Origin of the sequence: Thalassotalea sediminis (assembly GCF_030295915.1) — a bacterium.
Classification (GTDB): domain Bacteria; phylum Pseudomonadota; class Gammaproteobacteria; order Enterobacterales; family Alteromonadaceae; genus Thalassotalea_C; species Thalassotalea_C sediminis.
The window spans coordinates 2085355-2101803 of record NZ_AP027361.1; the positions used below are offsets into that span (position 1 = coordinate 2085355).

Genomic DNA, 16449 nt, shown 5'->3' on the forward strand with positions numbered 1-16449 from the left:
AATTGCAATGTAAGATAAGCAAGTTTTTTATAAATAAAATAACCAGCATTCGTTGCTGGTTATTTTTTTACTTATCATCACTAGATAATCTCTTTATAATACGCACCATTTTTTAAACGACATGCCAATAAATGATGAAAAATATCGATAATCGCAAAAACCAGTACGAAGCCAATAAGCTGCAAAAAAGACTACGAAGTAAAGTAGGTAAAGCGATTGCCGATTTCAATATGATTGAAGAAGGTGATGTTATTATGGCTGCGATCAGTGGCGGTAAAGACTCATTTGCCATGCTCGATATTTTGTTGAGTTTACAAAAGTCAGCACCAATCAAATTTGATGTGATCGCCGTTAATCTTGATCAAAAGCAACCTGGTTTTCCAGAGCATGTATTACCAAACTATTTTGAATCACTGAATATTCCTTATTACATCGTTGATAAAGACACCTATTCAATCGTTAAAGAAAAAGTTCCTGAAGGAAAGACCACATGTGGGCTCTGTTCACGCCTACGCAGAGGCACGTTGTATTCATTTGCTGAAAGTATTGGCGCCACTAAAATTGCTTTAGGCCATCATATGGATGATATCGTAGAAACCTTATTTTTAAATATGTTTTTTGGTGCTAAATTAAAAGCCATGCCGCCAAAATTACGCTCCGATGATAATCGCAATGTTGTTATTCGTCCAATGAGCTATTGTCGTGAAAAAGACTTAGTTGCCTTTGCTGATATTCAACAATACCCTATTATTCCCTGCAACTTATGTGGTTCACAGGAAAACCTGCAACGTCAAAACATTAAAGCCATGCTTACGCAATGGGATAAGCAAACGCCGGGTAGAATAGAAAATATATTCAAATCTATTAGCAATGTAAGTCCTAGTCAATTAGCAGATAACACCTTGTTTGATTTCGTAAATTTACCGCTTGATCGTGAAACACCAAGAGAAGCTTATGATTTTTCGAAAGAGACCGTTTCATCTACAAACATAGATGAATCATTAATTATTGATGTATCAAATATCTAATACACAAACAATCGAGTAACCATTAGGAAGGCGACTCACTGTTCCTTCTACTTACTACAGTGAATAATTATGTTAGAACGTTTATTTAGCTTATCTGCTCATAATACAAATTTTAAACAAGAATGTATTGCCGGTATAACGACCTTCTTAACGATGGCTTATATCATCTTTGTTAATCCAGCAATGCTCGCTGACGCAGGTATGGATAAAAATGCGGTCTTTGTAGCGACTTGCCTCGCTGCTGCCATAGGCTGCTTCGTCATGGGATTTATTGCTAACTACCCAATCGCTCTTGCGCCAGGGATGGGATTAAATGCCTTTTTTACCTATACGGTTGTACTCGATATGGGCTACAGCTGGCAAGTTGCACTTGCCGCCGTTTTTGTTTCAGGCTGTGTATTTATTATCTTAAGTTTATTTAATATTAGAGAGTGGATAATAAACTCAATTCCACACTCTCTAAGGTATGGAATTGCTGCGGGAATAGGTCTATTTTTAGCATTTATCGCACTAAAGAATAGCGGTATTATCGTTGATAACCCCGCAACTTTTGTAAGTTTAGGCGATATCACATCCTTTTCAGCCGTTATGGCAGCGCTAGGTTTATTTATCATTGTTGGTTTGGTTAACAGACAAGTTAATGGCGCAGTGATGATCGCGATTGTCATCATCACCACGCTTGGTGTCTTAGCCGGTCAAATAGAATATAACGGGGTACTTTCATTACCCCCTTCAATCGCACCAACGTTTATGCAACTTGATTTTGCAGGTGTTTTAGAAGTTGGCATGCTTAGTGTTATTTTTGCTTTTCTATTCGTTGATTTATTCGACACTTCTGGCACTTTAATCGCCGTTGCACAACGTGGTAAGTTACTTGATAAAAGTGGTAATTTACCAAGGCTTGGAAAAGCGTTATTAGCCGATTCAACGGCCACGGTTGCTGGGAGCATGCTTGGTACATCAACCACGACTAGCTACGTTGAAAGTACTTCTGGGGTTGCCGCTGGAGGGCGAACAGGCCTTACTGCTGTTGTTGTCGGTGTATTATTCTTATTATCGCTCTTTTTCTCTCCCCTTGCTGCTATGGTACCTGCTTATGCTACCGCCGGAGCTCTTTTTTACGTAGCAGTGTTAATGTTAGCGGGTTTAGTCAATGTAAAATGGGATAACCTATCTGAAGCAGTTCCTGTTGCAGTAATATGCATTACCATGCCTTTAACTTTTTCAATTGCCCATGGTATTGCATTTGGCTTTATTAGTTACGTTGCCGTAAGAGCCTTTAGTGGACAATTTAAAGACATAACTCTCAGCGTATTGATACTTGCGACGCTATTTTTACTAAAGTTTATATACTTCGCATAAACAGCCATATAAATAAATACTCCACCTCTAATAAAGGTGACTTTGACAAGGCTCCCTGTAAGGGAGCTTATATCTTTCAGCGACTACTGAGTTCATCGTAAAATACGTTCATCTATTGTTTATCACTCTCGTTAAATTGTCGTTATGCCGACAGCACGACAGAAAGAAAAATCGATTGTTTCCCTCTGACAACACCCTCTTCGCATTATACAGCGAACAATAACCGCAATATTTATAGACTGTCAGCCGCTCTGACAAATACCCATCCCTGCGCTGTCAGTGTCAGCCATCCTTGGCTGATAAACATTAGCGTCTTTAAAAAACAATTGCGGTTATCGCTTCAATGGGGGATGGTATACGCCATTCCTATCGGATCCGTCACTGCAATTTAGCATTAAAAAGCTACTTGAAAACAATTCAATAAATACTATTAAACTAAGCTTTACAGGCAAAGCCCAGAATACACTATTACACCTCCATAGGAGGCGGTTTTGAGTTCTCAATAAAAAAAGCCATTGTATAAACAATGGCTTTTTGAACGCTAAGTAATACTTAATGTATATAATTTTTATTGTGCCTCAACATTTCAGATATTTCCAAAATATAATCCGAACCACGTTCTGAATATGGTAATAGCCCTGTCACCAATATATCTGACTTTACAGGCAACTTCTGTTCTCGTAACTGTGCTCTTATGTTTCTCAGTACTTTATAGGCAGCGTTAGTATTTATATTTAGCATATAATGTGCAACCGCTTGTTCAACACTTTGAAAAGCGGCAACTTCATGTTTTAGCCCTTCATCCCTGCTACTTGGTACCATGCCACAACCTTTTCGATAACACCAAATACCAAAGAAATTTAACCCTATTCGTGCGAAACGTGATGTGCCCCATGCTGATTCGTTAGCCGCTTGAACTAACACTAATGGTGTTGGCACAATATCAACTCGTGTCAATAAAATATCTATTTTATCTGCAATAGATAAGCGTGTATTGAGCTTATATTTAAGCGCTAACGCTTCAACTTTTAATGCATTTTGACGAGATAACGCTTTATTGAACGTTATTGAATCTTGCCATTGTAACAAGGTGTTTCTTAGTTCGCTTAGCCGTTTGTTTTCTCTTTCCACAGCCGGCTTAATAAACTTAAAAAATGCTGTTTTTTTATGTTTAATATTTCTAAAATTTTCAAAATCAGGTAATGCAACGTTGTGCAGAGGTTGCTCTTCTAATGTTTTTTCTAATGGCTTTTTTGTTTCAGGAGAGACTTGCTCAACTTTATATTTGTCTTGCTCAAGCAAAGGCTTAATCAAGGCCCATAATACGATTAGCCAAAGTGCACTTAGCACATAATGCTTAACATACCTCATTAAGTAATCACTTCCTGTTTATCTAAGTTATGCTGAAAAAGTTGAGTCAACTGGAGAATCACTGCCTTTTTGCAGTGTAACTTGCATACCAAAAATTTCCCGGTATAAAACACCTTTAACATTATAAAACAAAGGTGCTAAATAGGTGAGCGCAAAAATCGTCATAATACCGCCAACTAATGAAATAGACGATTTAGCGAATATAACTAAAGGTAGAAAGCTCGCCACTAGCAGCAACATTAATACAAGGTAAATACTAAAAATTGCAAACCATTGGTGCCTTGTTGCTTTTAACGAAATTAAAATGGCTTTCATCGGCGACAAACGTTTTTCAACAACTAAAGGTAGAACTAACGACAATGCCACTGCTAAATAGATACCAGGAAGATAATAAAGTGCCATGCCTAAAGCAATAATCGTTGACGTAAATAATGCGCAAATTGCTACCCAACTACCGCGTTTTAGAAATCCAAACACAAGTTTGGGGTGTGTTTTTAGTCCGATAGCATGGTAAATCCCCATCATTTCTACACCAACAAGAAATGGATAAACCACTAATGTCACAATAATATTTAATAACGCCGACTGTTGTTGGTTTTGTAACACAACTTCAATACCACCAAAGTATTGGCTAACGACTAATGAAATCGTAACACCAAGAATAAACACAAACAAAAGACCTATATTAATTGCCGTGCGCGAACGCTTAGTTGATTCCCACGCTTCAGTTAATACGCTTTTAACATCAATTTTATAATCACCATTAATGGCTTTTTCTAAATCACCACCAACTTTTATAACCGAACGCTCTTCCATATAAACCTTTCTATTTGAATTACAGTTTTACAAGGCTCATACAACGCTTTGTAAAACTTCAAAAGTGCAATTATACCTAACTGGCAAAACTTTATAAAAATTATTTTATGTTATCTTTTGTTTGCTTATATATTGACGCGAGTGTTTGTTCAAAGAAAGACGTACCTTTTTCATTTGCTAACATCACGTTATTCTCAGGTATTTTTTCAGGTGTTTTGTAACTAGCAATAGCTTTAGCCAAACTTTCTTCCCTTAAAATGTGCAATATTGGCAATGGTGAACGATTAGTATAATGACTAGCACTTGATTCATCTTCACCGTCAAATAAGTAATCAGGATGAAAAGTAGCTATTTGAAACACCCCTTCGTAACCACATTCTACTAATAAATCGTTGGCATAATCGACCAATGATAAATAAGCATCGAAATCGTCAAACCCAGTACTTAAAATAAAAAGTGTCGTTTCTATATCCGACTTTTCAGCCAATTTTTCTACTTGTTGAATAAATTCTTCAAGGGTAGCAGTAAACTTACTAGACTGGCACACATGAAATTGAATGGTGTTATTGATAAATTCCTTTTTTGCAAACGGACAAAAATTAAGTCCAATAACAACTTGCTCCAACCATTGGCGCGTCATGTTTACTGCCTGTTGCGCGGTTAATTTATTCATTGCTGTTATCACTTTTTTGTAAATGCCACATGTTATAATATTTACCTTTCAAGGCGATTAATGCCTGATGATCACCCTGTTCAATAACTTCTCCCTGGTGCATAACGATGATGTTGTCCGCATCGACAACAGTAGATAAACGGTGTGCTATTGAGATACTTGTATGGTTTAGTGATAACTGGCGCAGTGCGCCTAGAATAGCCTGCTCAGCATGGCTATCTAATGAAGAAGTTGCTTCGTCAAAAACGAGAATTTTTGGTTTTTTCAAAATTGTACGAGCAATAGCAACCCTTTGTTTTTCACCACCAGATAATTTTAATCCACGTTCGCCAACTTCAGTTTCAAGACCCTTAGGTAACTGTTCTACAAAGTGACTTAAATGTGCAAGGTTTATCGCTTCAATGACCTGCTCATCTTTAGCCTCTGGGTTACCATAACGCACGTTTTCTAACAAGGTGTCATTAAATAACACCGTATCTTGAGGCACGATACCAATATTTTTACGCAATGAATGTTGCGTGATATGTGCAATATTTTGCCCATCGATTTTTATCGCTCCTTGTTTACAGTCATAAAATCGAAACAACAATTTCACTAATGTCGACTTACCTGAACCACTTTCGCCAACAATAGCGACTTTTGCCCCAGGTGGAACAGTCAAGGACAGATCTTTTATGATTGGACGCTCGTCGTGATAAGAAAACGATACGTTTTCAAAGGTTAATTCACCTTTTGTTAACACAAGGTCTGGTGCATTTTCAACATCGGTAATTTTGGCATTGGTGTGCATTAGACCAAACATTTGTTCTATATTTGCTAAAGCTCCTTTAATTTCACGATAGACAAAACCTAAGAAGTTTAACGGCATAAATAACTGCATCATAAAGGCATTAACCAAGACAAAATCACCAAGCGTCATTTTCTCATAGGTCACCTGATACGCAGCTAACGCTAGCATTGCCGTCATTGCGATGGAAATAATAAACGCTTGACCACCGTTTAACGCAAATAATGACAAGCGGTTTTTAATTTTAGCCTGTTCCCAACTCGCTAACTGTTGATCATAAGCATTAGCTTCATATGTTTCATTGGTAAAGTATTTAACGGTTTCATAGTTTAATAGGCTATCTATTGCACGCGTGTTACTAGACGAATCAGCCTTATTCGCAGCTCTCACATATTTTGTACGCCAATTTGTCGCAATCACAGAATAAGTAACATAAAAAACAATAGAAGCTAGAGTGATTAATGCGAACCAAATGCCATAATTAAACAATAAAATGCCAATTACCATTGCAATTTCTATCAACGTAGGGATCACACTAAACACCATAAAACGCATTAAAAAACTAATGCCTGAAGTACCCCTATCAATATCCCTTGATAAACCACCTGTTTGCCGATTTAAATGAAAATCAAGATCAAGTGAGTGTAGATGTTCAAATACCTGTAAACCTATCCTTCTTATCGCCCTTTCAGTTACTCGACCAAAGAGTGTATCTCTTATTTCTGCAAATAATACAACGCCTAACCGCACTGCTCCGTATGCAACAACTAATCCGAATGGCACGATAAATATATTTTTCTCTTGCTGTGTATCAAGTAAATCAACAATATCCTTTAAAATAAAAGGTAAATAAACACTCGCAAATTTTGTTGCTAATAAGCAAGCTAACGCTATAGCTATTCTAACTTTAAATTCTAAAAGGTAAGGGATTAGTGAAGTGACAATGCGCCAATTAAAATGTGTTGGCTCGTGGTCACTTTGTTGAGAACGTCGCATATCATGCTCTTATATTATCTTTCTAGTGTTTAACTATTAATGGGATGTGACCATCAGATATGATGTGAAAACACCGTTAGCCGTTGTGCTAACAAACAATGAGTGTATTATGAGGCTACGGTCATAAAAAGCAATGTTATATGCTGTCATTTGTTCAACACATAGTCGATAGAGGTTTGTTTACGTTTTTTTTTATTCTTGGCATCCAATGCCCTGCATTTCTTTACCAGTACACACAACAACTTACTGGCCACTTCAATGAAGCAAAGCTCCAACTGTCGCAATACCAAACACTCGCAGATTTACATTTTCAAGGTAGCTTATTACAACTTACTAATCATTATTTAAAGAATAGCGATGTTGTAATTAACGAAACCGGTAAAATTATCGCCTCACTTATTAGTCGCAATGAGTATTTACAATTTCAGTTATCTGGTATGACAAACGCATCTTATACGGAACAACTGGTGTTTTTCTTTCGTCATGTAGACATTGAAATAGCAAAACAAACGCTTAACATATTTTCGCTTACCGTCCCCCTAACGTTAGAAGCTCTTACAACGGGCTTATGTATAGCAATATTAGTTGTAGGCTTACTTCAAGCGCTAGCTTTAGGGCTAAAAAAAATATTTACAAAAATAAAGCCCACTAAGGTAATGTAATAACCGATACCTTATTTACGGGTATTTAGTTTTCATATCTGCGATCGCTTTCGCTAAAAAGTGCTTCAATGCAGACATGTTAATTTTTGCTAGTTGTTTAATATACAAACAAGACTTAGCGGTTTTAATGTTACCAATTTTACCGAGCTCTGCCTGATAATCATCAAACCCTTGCATAATATATAATGATAAATTTTGTTTGCGAGGTGAAAAGCCTGTTAACATCCAACGCTGCTTACCTTGGCTGTTGTTATAGTGGTATTCACCAAAGCCTATAATGGCATTGCCCCACATTACGGGTTCAAAACCCGAGAGTTCAGTGAAAATATTAACAAGTATTAATGCGTCGTTACGCCGTGTTTCATTTTCAATTGACGAGATAAATTGAAGAACATCAGCTTTAGTAGGTTGAGTTTTAATTGCCACCATATAATTAAGCCAATATTTAATTTTAACCAATAAAAAAGGCTACCGAAGTAACCTTTTTTATGACTCTAAAGCTAACCGTTGCCGTCTTCAACACGACTTTTTAACTTTTGTCCTGGCCTAAATGTAACCACTCTACGAGCAGAGATAGGAATATCTTCGCCGGTTTTTGGGTTACGACCTGGGCGTTCGCTTTTCTCGCGTAAATCGAAATTACCAAAACCAGATAACTTTACTTGTTCACCGGCTTCTAGTGTTTCTCGAATTTCCTCAAAAAACATTTCAACAATGTCTTTTGCGTCGCGCTTACTTAGCCCAACTTTTTCAAATAAATGTTCTGCGACTTCTGCTTTGGTTAGCGCCATTGCTTAATCCCTCAGTGATGCATTTAACTCATCTTTTAATGTTTCGACCACTCGATTTACAACATCATTGATATCTTTTTCTTCAAGAGTCTTTTCATGATCTTGTAGTATCATTGCAATAGCGAGGCTTTTAAAGCCATCATTTATACCATTGCCTCTGTATACATCGAACAAGTTTAGATCAACTAAATAATTTCCGCCAACATTTTCAATGAGTTGTAACACTTTTTTTGCATTTACATCTTCTTCGACGATAACAGCAATATCACGTCTATTCGCCGGAAAGCGAGAAATATCGCCAGCTTGAGGGATATTAAGTGTTGAAATTTCAGTCAATAAAACTTCAAAAACTAATGTACGGCCATTTAAACCTAATTTCCTTTCTAATTCAGGATGTAAGGTACCAACATGACCAATTATCTTACCATTTTTATAAATAGCAGCTGTTTGGCCAGGATGAAGCGCATCATGTTGCCCTTGTTCAAACGAATATGCTTCTGCATTGGCAGTTCTTGCAAGTAAGGCTTCTACATCAGCTTTTATATCGTAAAAATCGCTCGCCGCTTTTTCCATATCCCAATGTTCTTGGTTACGAGCTCCCGTTAAAACACCAGCGATCATTTGTTCCTGACGTACACCATTTTCAGCATTTTCATCAGGCACAAAGCGCAGTCCTGTTTCAAATAAACGCATGCGCTGTTGCTGACGATTTTGGTTATAGACAACCGATTGCAACAACCCTGTCCATAAACTTAAGCGCATTACCGACATTTCAGATGAAATAGGATGTGGCAGAGTCATCACCTCTTTGTCAGGATGAATAAGCTGTTGTACTTTAGGATCTACAAAACTATAGGTAATTGCTTCCTGATAACCACGCGTAACAAGTGTTTGTCGTAAACGTTTAAGAGGCAATTGCGCTTCCTTTCGGTCACACATAGCCAATGTTGCTTGTGGCGATACATTCGGTATATTGTTATAACCGAATATTCGTGCAACTTCTTCGGTTAAATCTTCTTCAATTTTAATATCAAAACGATAGTTAGGTACCTTAACGTGCCAAACATCATTTTCAAAGCTAACATCAAACCCTAATCGTGTTAGAATTTCAGTTACCTTGTCATCAACAATATGATGGCCAATACGTGAATCCAATTTACTTCTGCGTAAACTCACCTGTTTTGCTTTAGGCAAATGTTCTTGCGATACCGCCTCTGTAATCGGCCCTGCTTCGCCGCCGACTATATCTAATAGTAGCGCCGTTGCTCTTTCCATTGCTTGATGCTGTAACTCTGGATCAATACCACGTTCATATCGATGTGATGCATCTGTGTGTAAGCCATATTGTCGCGCTTTTCCTAATATCGCTAATGGCGAGAAGAAAGCACTTTCGAGGAATATATCTTTTGTATTGGTTGTAACGCCAGAATCTAGCCCGCCAAATATACCAGCAATTGCTAATGCTTTATTGTCATCTGCAATCACTAACGTACCTTCTTTTAATGACACTTCGGCTTCATCGAGTGTCACTAACTTCTCTTCTGGCTTTGCGAGCCTAACATCAATCTTACCTTCTATCGCTGATAGGTCAAAGGCATGCATTGGGTGGCCTTGCTCCAACAAAACATAATTTGTAATATCAACGACAGGGTCAATAGAACGTATGCCACAACGACGTAACTTTTCAACCATCCATAATGGCGTTTGCGCATTAAGATTTACGTTTTTTATTACTCGGCCCAAATATCTTGGACAAGCGTCAGGCGCTGATAATTGAATGTCTCGTGTATCGTTTATCGTCGTTGATACACTAGTTATTTCAGGTTCAGAAACAGGCAAGCCATTTAAAACACCAACCTCGCGTGCTAAGCCCTTCAGGCCTAGACAATCACCACGATTCGCCGTTAAATCAACATCAATAGTTACATCGTTTAGATCTAAATAATCACGCACATCAGTACCGATCGGAGCTTCTTGTGGTAGTTCAATAATACCATCACTTGCCTCTGCCAAGCCGAGCTCTGATTCACTACATAACATACCAAATGATGGTTGACCGCGTAATTTCGCTTTTTTAATTTTAAAATTACCAGGAAGCACAGCACCGACCATCGCAACAGCAACTTTTAAGCCTAAACGACAGTTTTTTGCGCCACAAACAATGTCGATTAACTCACCGTCGTCACTGGCTGTACCCACATTAATTTTTGTTACTTGTAATTTGTCTGCGTCTGGGTGTTGTCCACATTCAACAACTTCACCGACTACGACACCTTTAAATTCGCCAGCAACCGGCTCTATACCGTCTACTTCCAAACCTGCCATAGTAATTTGGTGCGTCAATTCATCTGACGAAATCGCGGGGTTTACCCATTCACGTAACCAAGATTCACTAAATTTCATGATGAATTGCCTTACTTAAATTGTTTCAAGAATCGAAGATCGTTTTCAAAAAATGCACGTAGATCATTTACGCCATAACGAAGCATGGTTAAACGTTCAACCCCCATACCAAAAGCAAAGCCTGAATATACCTCAGGATCTATACCTACTGCTTTCAATACATTTGGGTGGACCATACCACAGCCTAACACCTCCAACCATTTACCATTTTTACCTTTCACATCAACCTCAGCTGATGGTTCAGTAAATGGGAAGTATGACGGACGGAATCGAATCTCAAGATCTTCTTCAAAAAAGTGGTGAAGAAAGTCGTGCAAAATACCTTTCAAATGAGTAAATGATACGTCTTTATCAACCATTAAGCCTTCAACTTGGTGGAACATTGGCGTATGTGTTTGATCGTAATCGTTACGATACACTTTACCTGGTGAAATGATACGCAAAGGTGGCTGCTCTTTCTCCATAGTACGAATTTGAACACCAGAAGTTTGTGTGCGTAAAACCAGCTTTGGATTAAAATAAAAAGTATCATGATCTTGACGTGCTGGATGATGTTCAGGAATATTTAACGCATCAAAGTTATGGAAGTCGTCTTCCACTTCAGGGCCTTCTTTCACTGCAAAACCTAAGTCACCGAAAAAGCTCTCTATGCGTTCAATGGTGCGTGTAACCGGGTGCAAGCCACCCTGTTCATTACTACGCCCAGGTAAAGTCACATCAATCGTTTCAGCAGCAAGTTTTTTGTTAATCGCTTCGGTACGTAATAATTCACCGCGCGCCGTTAACGTTTTCTGAACTTGTTGTTTGGCTTGGTTAATCACTTGTCCAGCTTTAGGTTTTTCTTCTTTGGGCAATTGGCTAAGGCCTTTCATTAGTTCAGTAAACTGACCTTTTTTCCCAAGAAAACTTACGCGAACCTGATCTAATTCCTCAGGCGTATTAGCAGCAGTAATTGCCTGCTCTGCTTGCAATATAATGTCGTCTAAATTCATGATTTCCTCTAAAGCGGTGAACCCCACCGTTCGTTGGCTAGACTTATTCAATGTAAAAATAAAGGTCAGAGATTTTACACAAAAATGATCGTTTAAAGTAGATCAATTCAACGATTTTTAATAAATAATTCACGATCTTGCTGTGTTTAAGTAAAAAAGAATTAAGTTTGACACACACAATCGCTTTTAAATACTAAAAAGCGCCCACTAAAGCGCTTAATTTTTCAACTTAACAACATAAACGTTACATTTGAGTACGAGTTATATTCATATTCATTTTGTTTCCGACCAAACAGCAAATTCATTGCCACTAGGTTCTATAAAGTGAAAGCGACAACCGCCCGGAAAATCGAAAATCTGTTGGTTTATTTCACCGCCATGTTGCTGCACTTTGGCTAACGTAGCTTTAATATCTTGGCTATAAAACACCAGTAACGCACCACCTGTATCCATACGACTGCATTTATCGACCAAATAAAAACCACCATCTAAGCCTTGGTTACTGAAAGCCGTATATTCAGGGCCATAATCTACAAACTGCCAACCAAACACAGCAGAGAAAAACTGCTTAGTCGCGGATAAGTTACTGGCTGCAAATTCGACGTAGTTTAGTTTTTCGTGTTTGTTCATTAAAATCTCCTTTTTAGTTTTAATGTAGAACCCTATAAACCTCTTCCCACCATTTGTTTAATCTTCTTCGCTTTTTCAAAGTGATCAAGTTGATGTAATTTGATCCACCAGGTCGCGACCTCCATTAACAACTCAGGATCACCATTTTTATTGGCAAAAAAAGCATAGAATGAAAGGCCAACATTATCGCCTTTTTGTGCTATTTTCTTGTCACATACAGCAATAATCTTTTCACGTATTTGTGTTCTCAATGTAACTCCTTTTTAATTTGTATGACGTTACACACCCTATAGTTCAATTTTACGCGTTAGCATTTGGTAAATACTTAGCATGTAAACAAGCACAATTGTTATACCAACAGCAAACAACCTATCTTCTGGAAACAAATACCAAACAATAACAATGAGCAAGGTACGTAAAATTGAATGAATCAAGCCCAAAGGATGCTGAATAATCCAGGAATATACTACCCAATGCAGTCCTAGCCCTATACCAATACTTAGCGTGATAAACTCAGGCGCGTAGATAAAAAGTGGAATATGTACAGCCCATAAAAGGTTCACCATTAATGCACACATGCCCATAAGTTTGGCAAGTGGATTTTTAGACGATGTGATGGCTTCATGTCTATATTTAGCAATTAGGAGCGCAATTGGAAAAATAGTTCCTGAACCAAAAAGTAAAATAAGCAAGCCAGTTTTTTCAGAAAATTGTGTCGATAATATAGCAACGATTAACCACACAAATGCGCCAGATAAAGGCATTGATATTGAACGATTAGTCTCTTGTTCAAATGTTGTTCTGAGTGTATCCAGTGACATTAATTTCTATGCTTTTAACGTAAAGTTGAGAGTAATTAATCTAACAGTTTTATTTGTATCATCAACATTTTCTATAGATTCAATAAGATAAAATACTAACCAGTTAGCAAAATAGTTGCTTCTTCTTTGGTTGTTGGCACCAATGGGCGAGTTTTTGTTGGTAAATACACGAAGCCTTAAGATCAAAATTAACTGAGCACGGATTCATAAAGCCATGCAACAGGCTCAACTGAGTAACGGTGACATTATTAACGTTCGACAACTGATACATTAAATCTGACACACTGAAATGTACTTCCTTAATGGGAAATATTAACGTTAACGGTATGTTTGGTGTAATAGCAGTGTAATGTCTAATTTGAGCGCCATAAAAAAGCACTGCTGCATCAACATGAGTTTTAGATAATTCTTCTGATAGTACCCACATCGCCGAAGCACCAATACTAAACGCAATGACCCTCACAGTACTTTTATCAGACAATGTTTGCTTGAGTTTATCAATATATGCATCTATACCAACATTAGTGACAAAGTAATCATATGCTTGTTTTTCATCCTTGAAACACATTTCGATACCATCATACGGATCAATGATAATTGCTTTACATGGCAGAAGATTTGCAAAGTCTTCTAGCCCCTTTGTTCGTCCAAAAATATCAGAAACAATAACACATGGAATGGACAATTTTATTTCCTATCTAGTAAATATATATCGAATAAAGCAAATAAATGTGCGGTTTTATTTAACGGCTCACTTTAATAAACTATCAGCCATTATAGTGATTTACCACTACACTTTATTTGTTTTTCGCCGATATGGTAAACGTTGTTTACAGCGACATAAACACCAGACAAAATTGCTGACGTGGGCATACTAATAATTGATAGAAATTCATCATTCCATTCGTAAAAGCTCGTATCTCCAGCCATCAAATTAACAACTTTTAACGTTTTTTGATCAGTAGATAAACCGCATTTGTACTGAGGAACATCAGCAACTTCCGGTACAACAACACAACTGGAAGAAAATAAAACAATACAAACTAATGTAATAACATTACGCATACACATTCCTTGTTTAGTTTTTATGAAAAATCATAGCATTAGGTGCTAATAGCGATTAATCACGTCTGACAATTAATATAACTACACTAGCAAGATACTAATGATTAACCACCACTACAATGACTTAATCGTTAGAAAGTGTAATATCACAGACTTAATGGTTGATGATACCATAAAGCATATTTATCAACCTGCCATTTTAACCGCACAAATATTTAGTCTGGAATATCTCGTTTGATCTTAGCAAACTCATCAAAGCAATTAACAAAGATATCTACCAATTCAGGTTGAAACTTCTTTCCACGCTCAGCTTTTAAAAAGTTGAGTATATCCTCATTTTGCCACTGCTTTTGATACACACGATCTGTACCTAATGAATCAAAGACATCAGCTATCGCCATAATTCTTGCTTCAAGTGGGATATCTTCGCCTGCCAAGCCATCAGGATAGCCTGTTCCATCCCAATTTTCATGATGGTATTTCGCCATGCGAGCACCAATACGTGAAATTTTCGCTTTAGATCGTTCAAGAAGATCACTGCCAACGACAGTGTGACTTTTCATTAGCTGCCATTCGTGTTCGTCAAGTTGTTCAGGTTTTTGCAGTATTTTTTCAGGGATAGCCACTTTACCAATATCATGTAACGGTGCCGCTATTTTAATCGCCGCAACAAACTTTTCTTCCATGTTTAACTTTGTGGCTATCAATTCACAAATCGCTGCAACTCGTTGAACGTGTGCACTAGCTTTTTGTGACTTTCTTTCAATAGCTTCACCAACTATACATAGCAGTTCTTTTTGCGTAGATTCTAATTCATGTTGCTTGGTCAAGCTTTCTAAAATAAGTGCGACATTAGTAGCAAACAACTCGGCTAAATTAGAACGAAAATGCTCAGCGTCGTCTTCGAATTCAATATATAGCACCGAAGATGCGCTAGCAGATGTTTCATAATAGCCAACAAAGCACTGATTCTCATAAAAATGCTTTTTCTCATCAAACGCTTTTTGTATTAAAAGCTTAACCGATTCATCAATTTCTGAAGTGTCTAAACTATCAGATTCCACAACGTACTTTCCCGTACACGCAATAATGAGATTAGTACTTGGATGATCAAACTCTCTCTGACTTCGTGCAATATATAGTGCCGAGCTTTCCACATCCATTAAGGTCAATAAATGATTCAATGCAGCAGAACCAAATGGTCTAAATTGATTTATTCGTAATAAGTCATGCGTCGATTGAATCAATTGCTTAAATGCATCTAAACTGCGTTGTATGGTCATAATATCGCGATAGGCGCGAATGCCCGCATACACCGTTGTTGTCATTTTTCCCGCAGTAAAATCAGTTTTTTCTTTATAATCATTTATATCAAATTCTTTGATCACCTTAGCTTCTGGCGCACTACCCGCCTGTCCTGTCCGCAAGATTAATCTAATCGCTTGATTTTTCTTAACTTTGCGAATCCATTCTACTAATTCTAAGCCCGCATGATCGGTTTCCATTACAACATCGACGAACGCCATACAAAAATCGTCATCTTCTGCTAACACTTGTCTCGCTTCTATAGCAGAAAAAGCCGAAACGATTTCAAGGTTTCGCCCTTCAATAATTGAATCACCAAGCACTAACCTGGTAATTTGGTGTACAGATTCATCGTCATCGACAACCAAAATACGCCAAACTTTGTCACTAGCTGTCGTGCGCTCATTGATTGAATTTTCTGGTGCTTCTTCCTTAAAAATAAATTTAGACATTGTCTTCGTAGTAACTCTTCCATTAACGTTCTAACAAGTTTACTTAAAAGTAAGTGTAGATTAATTTTTTATATTTTAATTGAAAATTTATAAATATTATTAGCTTATACTAAAAATAAACAGACATCTCTACTCATTACTTACTTTATTAATACTGCTTATAAATACTAAATTGCCCTATATGTTTCAACGATTTAACCACAAGATTATTCTCATATAGCTACTTTTTACTCTTTCATAACAAATCATTATATTTGAAAGACAGCTAATATTGGCTTTTCTATTGACAAGCAAC

17 protein-coding genes are annotated in these 16449 nt (G+C 37.3%); 3 read left to right on the forward strand and 14 right to left on the reverse strand.

Going from position 1 to position 16449, the window contains the following annotated elements:
• Positions 1-134: 134 nt before the first annotated feature.
• Both ttcA and QUE09_RS09585 read left to right on the forward strand, forming a co-directional pair.
• On the forward strand, positions 135-1028 hold the full coding sequence (gene ttcA, locus QUE09_RS09580; RefSeq protein ID WP_286235913.1) for a tRNA 2-thiocytidine(32) synthetase TtcA: 894 nt from the start codon (positions 135-137) through the stop codon (positions 1026-1028).
• Between the two features lie 69 nt (positions 1029-1097).
• A complete protein-coding gene (locus tag QUE09_RS09585) occupies positions 1098-2390 on the forward strand; it encodes an NCS2 family permease (protein ID WP_286232543.1) in 1293 nt (430 codons plus the stop codon).
• Positions 2391-2942: 552 nt separating this feature from the next.
• Here the strand turns inward: QUE09_RS09585 and QUE09_RS09590 are convergent.
• The 4 genes from QUE09_RS09590 to QUE09_RS09605 form a co-directional block, all read right to left on the reverse strand.
• Positions 2943-3761 carry a glucosaminidase domain-containing protein gene (locus QUE09_RS09590; protein WP_286232544.1) on the reverse strand — a complete coding sequence of 273 codons (819 nt, stop codon included), beginning with the start codon at positions 3759-3761 and terminating at the stop codon, positions 2943-2945.
• 27 nt (positions 3762-3788) lie between these two features.
• Positions 3789-4577, reverse strand: coding sequence for a hypothetical protein (locus tag QUE09_RS09595; protein ID WP_286232545.1), 789 nt, complete (start codon positions 4575-4577; stop codon positions 3789-3791).
• A 100-nt stretch (positions 4578-4677) separates the two neighbouring features.
• Complete coding sequence (locus QUE09_RS09600; RefSeq protein WP_286232546.1) at positions 4678-5250, reverse strand: DUF1415 domain-containing protein; 573 nt, start codon at positions 5248-5250, stop codon at positions 4678-4680.
• Positions 5243-7033: an ABCB family ABC transporter ATP-binding protein/permease gene (locus QUE09_RS09605; protein WP_286232547.1), complete on the reverse strand. Its 1791-nt coding sequence runs from the start codon at positions 7031-7033 to the stop codon at positions 5243-5245. The genes QUE09_RS09600 and QUE09_RS09605 overlap by 8 nt, the downstream gene beginning before the upstream one ends.
• Before the next feature lie 140 nt (positions 7034-7173).
• Between QUE09_RS09605 and QUE09_RS09610 the strand changes: the two genes are divergently transcribed.
• Positions 7174-7695, forward strand: a complete 522-nt coding sequence (locus QUE09_RS09610) for a DUF2937 family protein (protein ID WP_286232548.1) — start codon at positions 7174-7176, stop codon at positions 7693-7695.
• A 15-nt stretch (positions 7696-7710) separates the two neighbouring features.
• Here QUE09_RS09610 and QUE09_RS09615 read toward each other — a convergent pair whose 3' ends face one another.
• The 10 genes from QUE09_RS09615 to QUE09_RS09660 form a co-directional block, all read right to left on the reverse strand.
• The gene (locus tag QUE09_RS09615) at positions 7711-8124 is read right to left on the reverse strand and encodes a DUF1801 domain-containing protein (RefSeq protein ID WP_286232549.1); all 414 of its coding nucleotides are present in this window, start codon (positions 8122-8124) and stop codon (positions 7711-7713) included.
• Between the two features lie 71 nt (positions 8125-8195).
• Positions 8196-8486 (reverse strand): integration host factor subunit alpha, encoded by a 291-nt coding sequence (locus tag QUE09_RS09620; protein ID WP_286232550.1) that lies wholly within the window; start codon positions 8484-8486, stop codon positions 8196-8198.
• Between the two features lie 3 nt (positions 8487-8489).
• Positions 8490-10889, reverse strand: coding sequence for a phenylalanine--tRNA ligase subunit beta (gene pheT, locus QUE09_RS09625; protein ID WP_286232551.1), 2400 nt, complete (start codon positions 10887-10889; stop codon positions 8490-8492).
• An 11-nt stretch (positions 10890-10900) separates the two neighbouring features.
• Positions 10901-11881 (reverse strand): phenylalanine--tRNA ligase subunit alpha, encoded by a 981-nt coding sequence (pheS, locus tag QUE09_RS09630; RefSeq protein WP_286232552.1) that lies wholly within the window; start codon positions 11879-11881, stop codon positions 10901-10903.
• Positions 11882-12154: 273 nt separating this feature from the next.
• Complete coding sequence (locus tag QUE09_RS09635; protein ID WP_286232553.1) at positions 12155-12511, reverse strand: VOC family protein; 357 nt, start codon at positions 12509-12511, stop codon at positions 12155-12157.
• A gap of 32 nt (positions 12512-12543) precedes the next feature.
• Positions 12544-12762, reverse strand: a complete 219-nt coding sequence (locus QUE09_RS09640) for a DUF6500 family protein (protein WP_286232554.1) — start codon at positions 12760-12762, stop codon at positions 12544-12546.
• A gap of 36 nt (positions 12763-12798) precedes the next feature.
• Positions 12799-13332, reverse strand: a complete 534-nt coding sequence (locus QUE09_RS09645; RefSeq protein ID WP_286232555.1) for a DUF7010 family protein — start codon at positions 13330-13332, stop codon at positions 12799-12801.
• A 103-nt stretch (positions 13333-13435) separates the two neighbouring features.
• Complete coding sequence (locus QUE09_RS09650) at positions 13436-14017, reverse strand: dienelactone hydrolase family protein (protein ID WP_286232556.1); 582 nt, start codon at positions 14015-14017, stop codon at positions 13436-13438.
• Between the two features lie 89 nt (positions 14018-14106).
• Entirely contained in the window at positions 14107-14397 is a 291-nt protein-coding gene (locus QUE09_RS09655) for a hypothetical protein (protein ID WP_286232557.1), read from the reverse strand.
• Between the two features lie 215 nt (positions 14398-14612).
• Positions 14613-16154: an HD domain-containing phosphohydrolase gene (locus tag QUE09_RS09660; RefSeq protein ID WP_286232558.1), complete on the reverse strand. Its 1542-nt coding sequence runs from the start codon at positions 16152-16154 to the stop codon at positions 14613-14615.
• Positions 16155-16449: the final 295 nt, after the last annotated feature.

Coding starts and splice junctions, on each gene's coding strand:
- pheT (WP_286232551.1), bottom strand. CDS start 10,889: ATGAAATTTAGTGAATCTTGGTTACGTGAATGGGTAAACCCCGCGATT.
- QUE09_RS09635 (WP_286232553.1), bottom strand. CDS start 12,511: ATGAACAAACACGAAAAACTAAACTACGTCGAATTTGCAGCCAGTAAC.
- ttcA (WP_286235913.1), top strand. CDS start 135: ATGAAAAATATCGATAATCGCAAAAACCAGTACGAAGCCAATAAGCTG.
- QUE09_RS09605 (WP_286232547.1), bottom strand. CDS start 7,033: ATGCGACGTTCTCAACAAAGTGACCACGAGCCAACACATTTTAATTGG.
- pheS (WP_286232552.1), bottom strand. CDS start 11,881: ATGAATTTAGACGACATTATATTGCAAGCAGAGCAGGCAATTACTGCT.
- QUE09_RS09655 (WP_286232557.1), bottom strand. CDS start 14,397: ATGCGTAATGTTATTACATTAGTTTGTATTGTTTTATTTTCTTCCAGT.
- QUE09_RS09585 (WP_286232543.1), top strand. CDS start 1,098: ATGTTAGAACGTTTATTTAGCTTATCTGCTCATAATACAAATTTTAAA.
- QUE09_RS09660 (WP_286232558.1), bottom strand. CDS start 16,154: ATGTCTAAATTTATTTTTAAGGAAGAAGCACCAGAAAATTCAATCAAT.
- QUE09_RS09645 (WP_286232555.1), bottom strand. CDS start 13,332: ATGTCACTGGATACACTCAGAACAACATTTGAACAAGAGACTAATCGT.
- QUE09_RS09610 (WP_286232548.1), top strand. CDS start 7,174: ATGCTGTCATTTGTTCAACACATAGTCGATAGAGGTTTGTTTACGTTT.
- QUE09_RS09620 (WP_286232550.1), bottom strand. CDS start 8,486: ATGGCGCTAACCAAAGCAGAAGTCGCAGAACATTTATTTGAAAAAGTT.
- QUE09_RS09595 (WP_286232545.1), bottom strand. CDS start 4,577: ATGGAAGAGCGTTCGGTTATAAAAGTTGGTGGTGATTTAGAAAAAGCC.
- QUE09_RS09590 (WP_286232544.1), bottom strand. CDS start 3,761: ATGAGGTATGTTAAGCATTATGTGCTAAGTGCACTTTGGCTAATCGTA.
- QUE09_RS09615 (WP_286232549.1), bottom strand. CDS start 8,124: ATGGTGGCAATTAAAACTCAACCTACTAAAGCTGATGTTCTTCAATTT.
- QUE09_RS09600 (WP_286232546.1), bottom strand. CDS start 5,250: ATGAATAAATTAACCGCGCAACAGGCAGTAAACATGACGCGCCAATGG.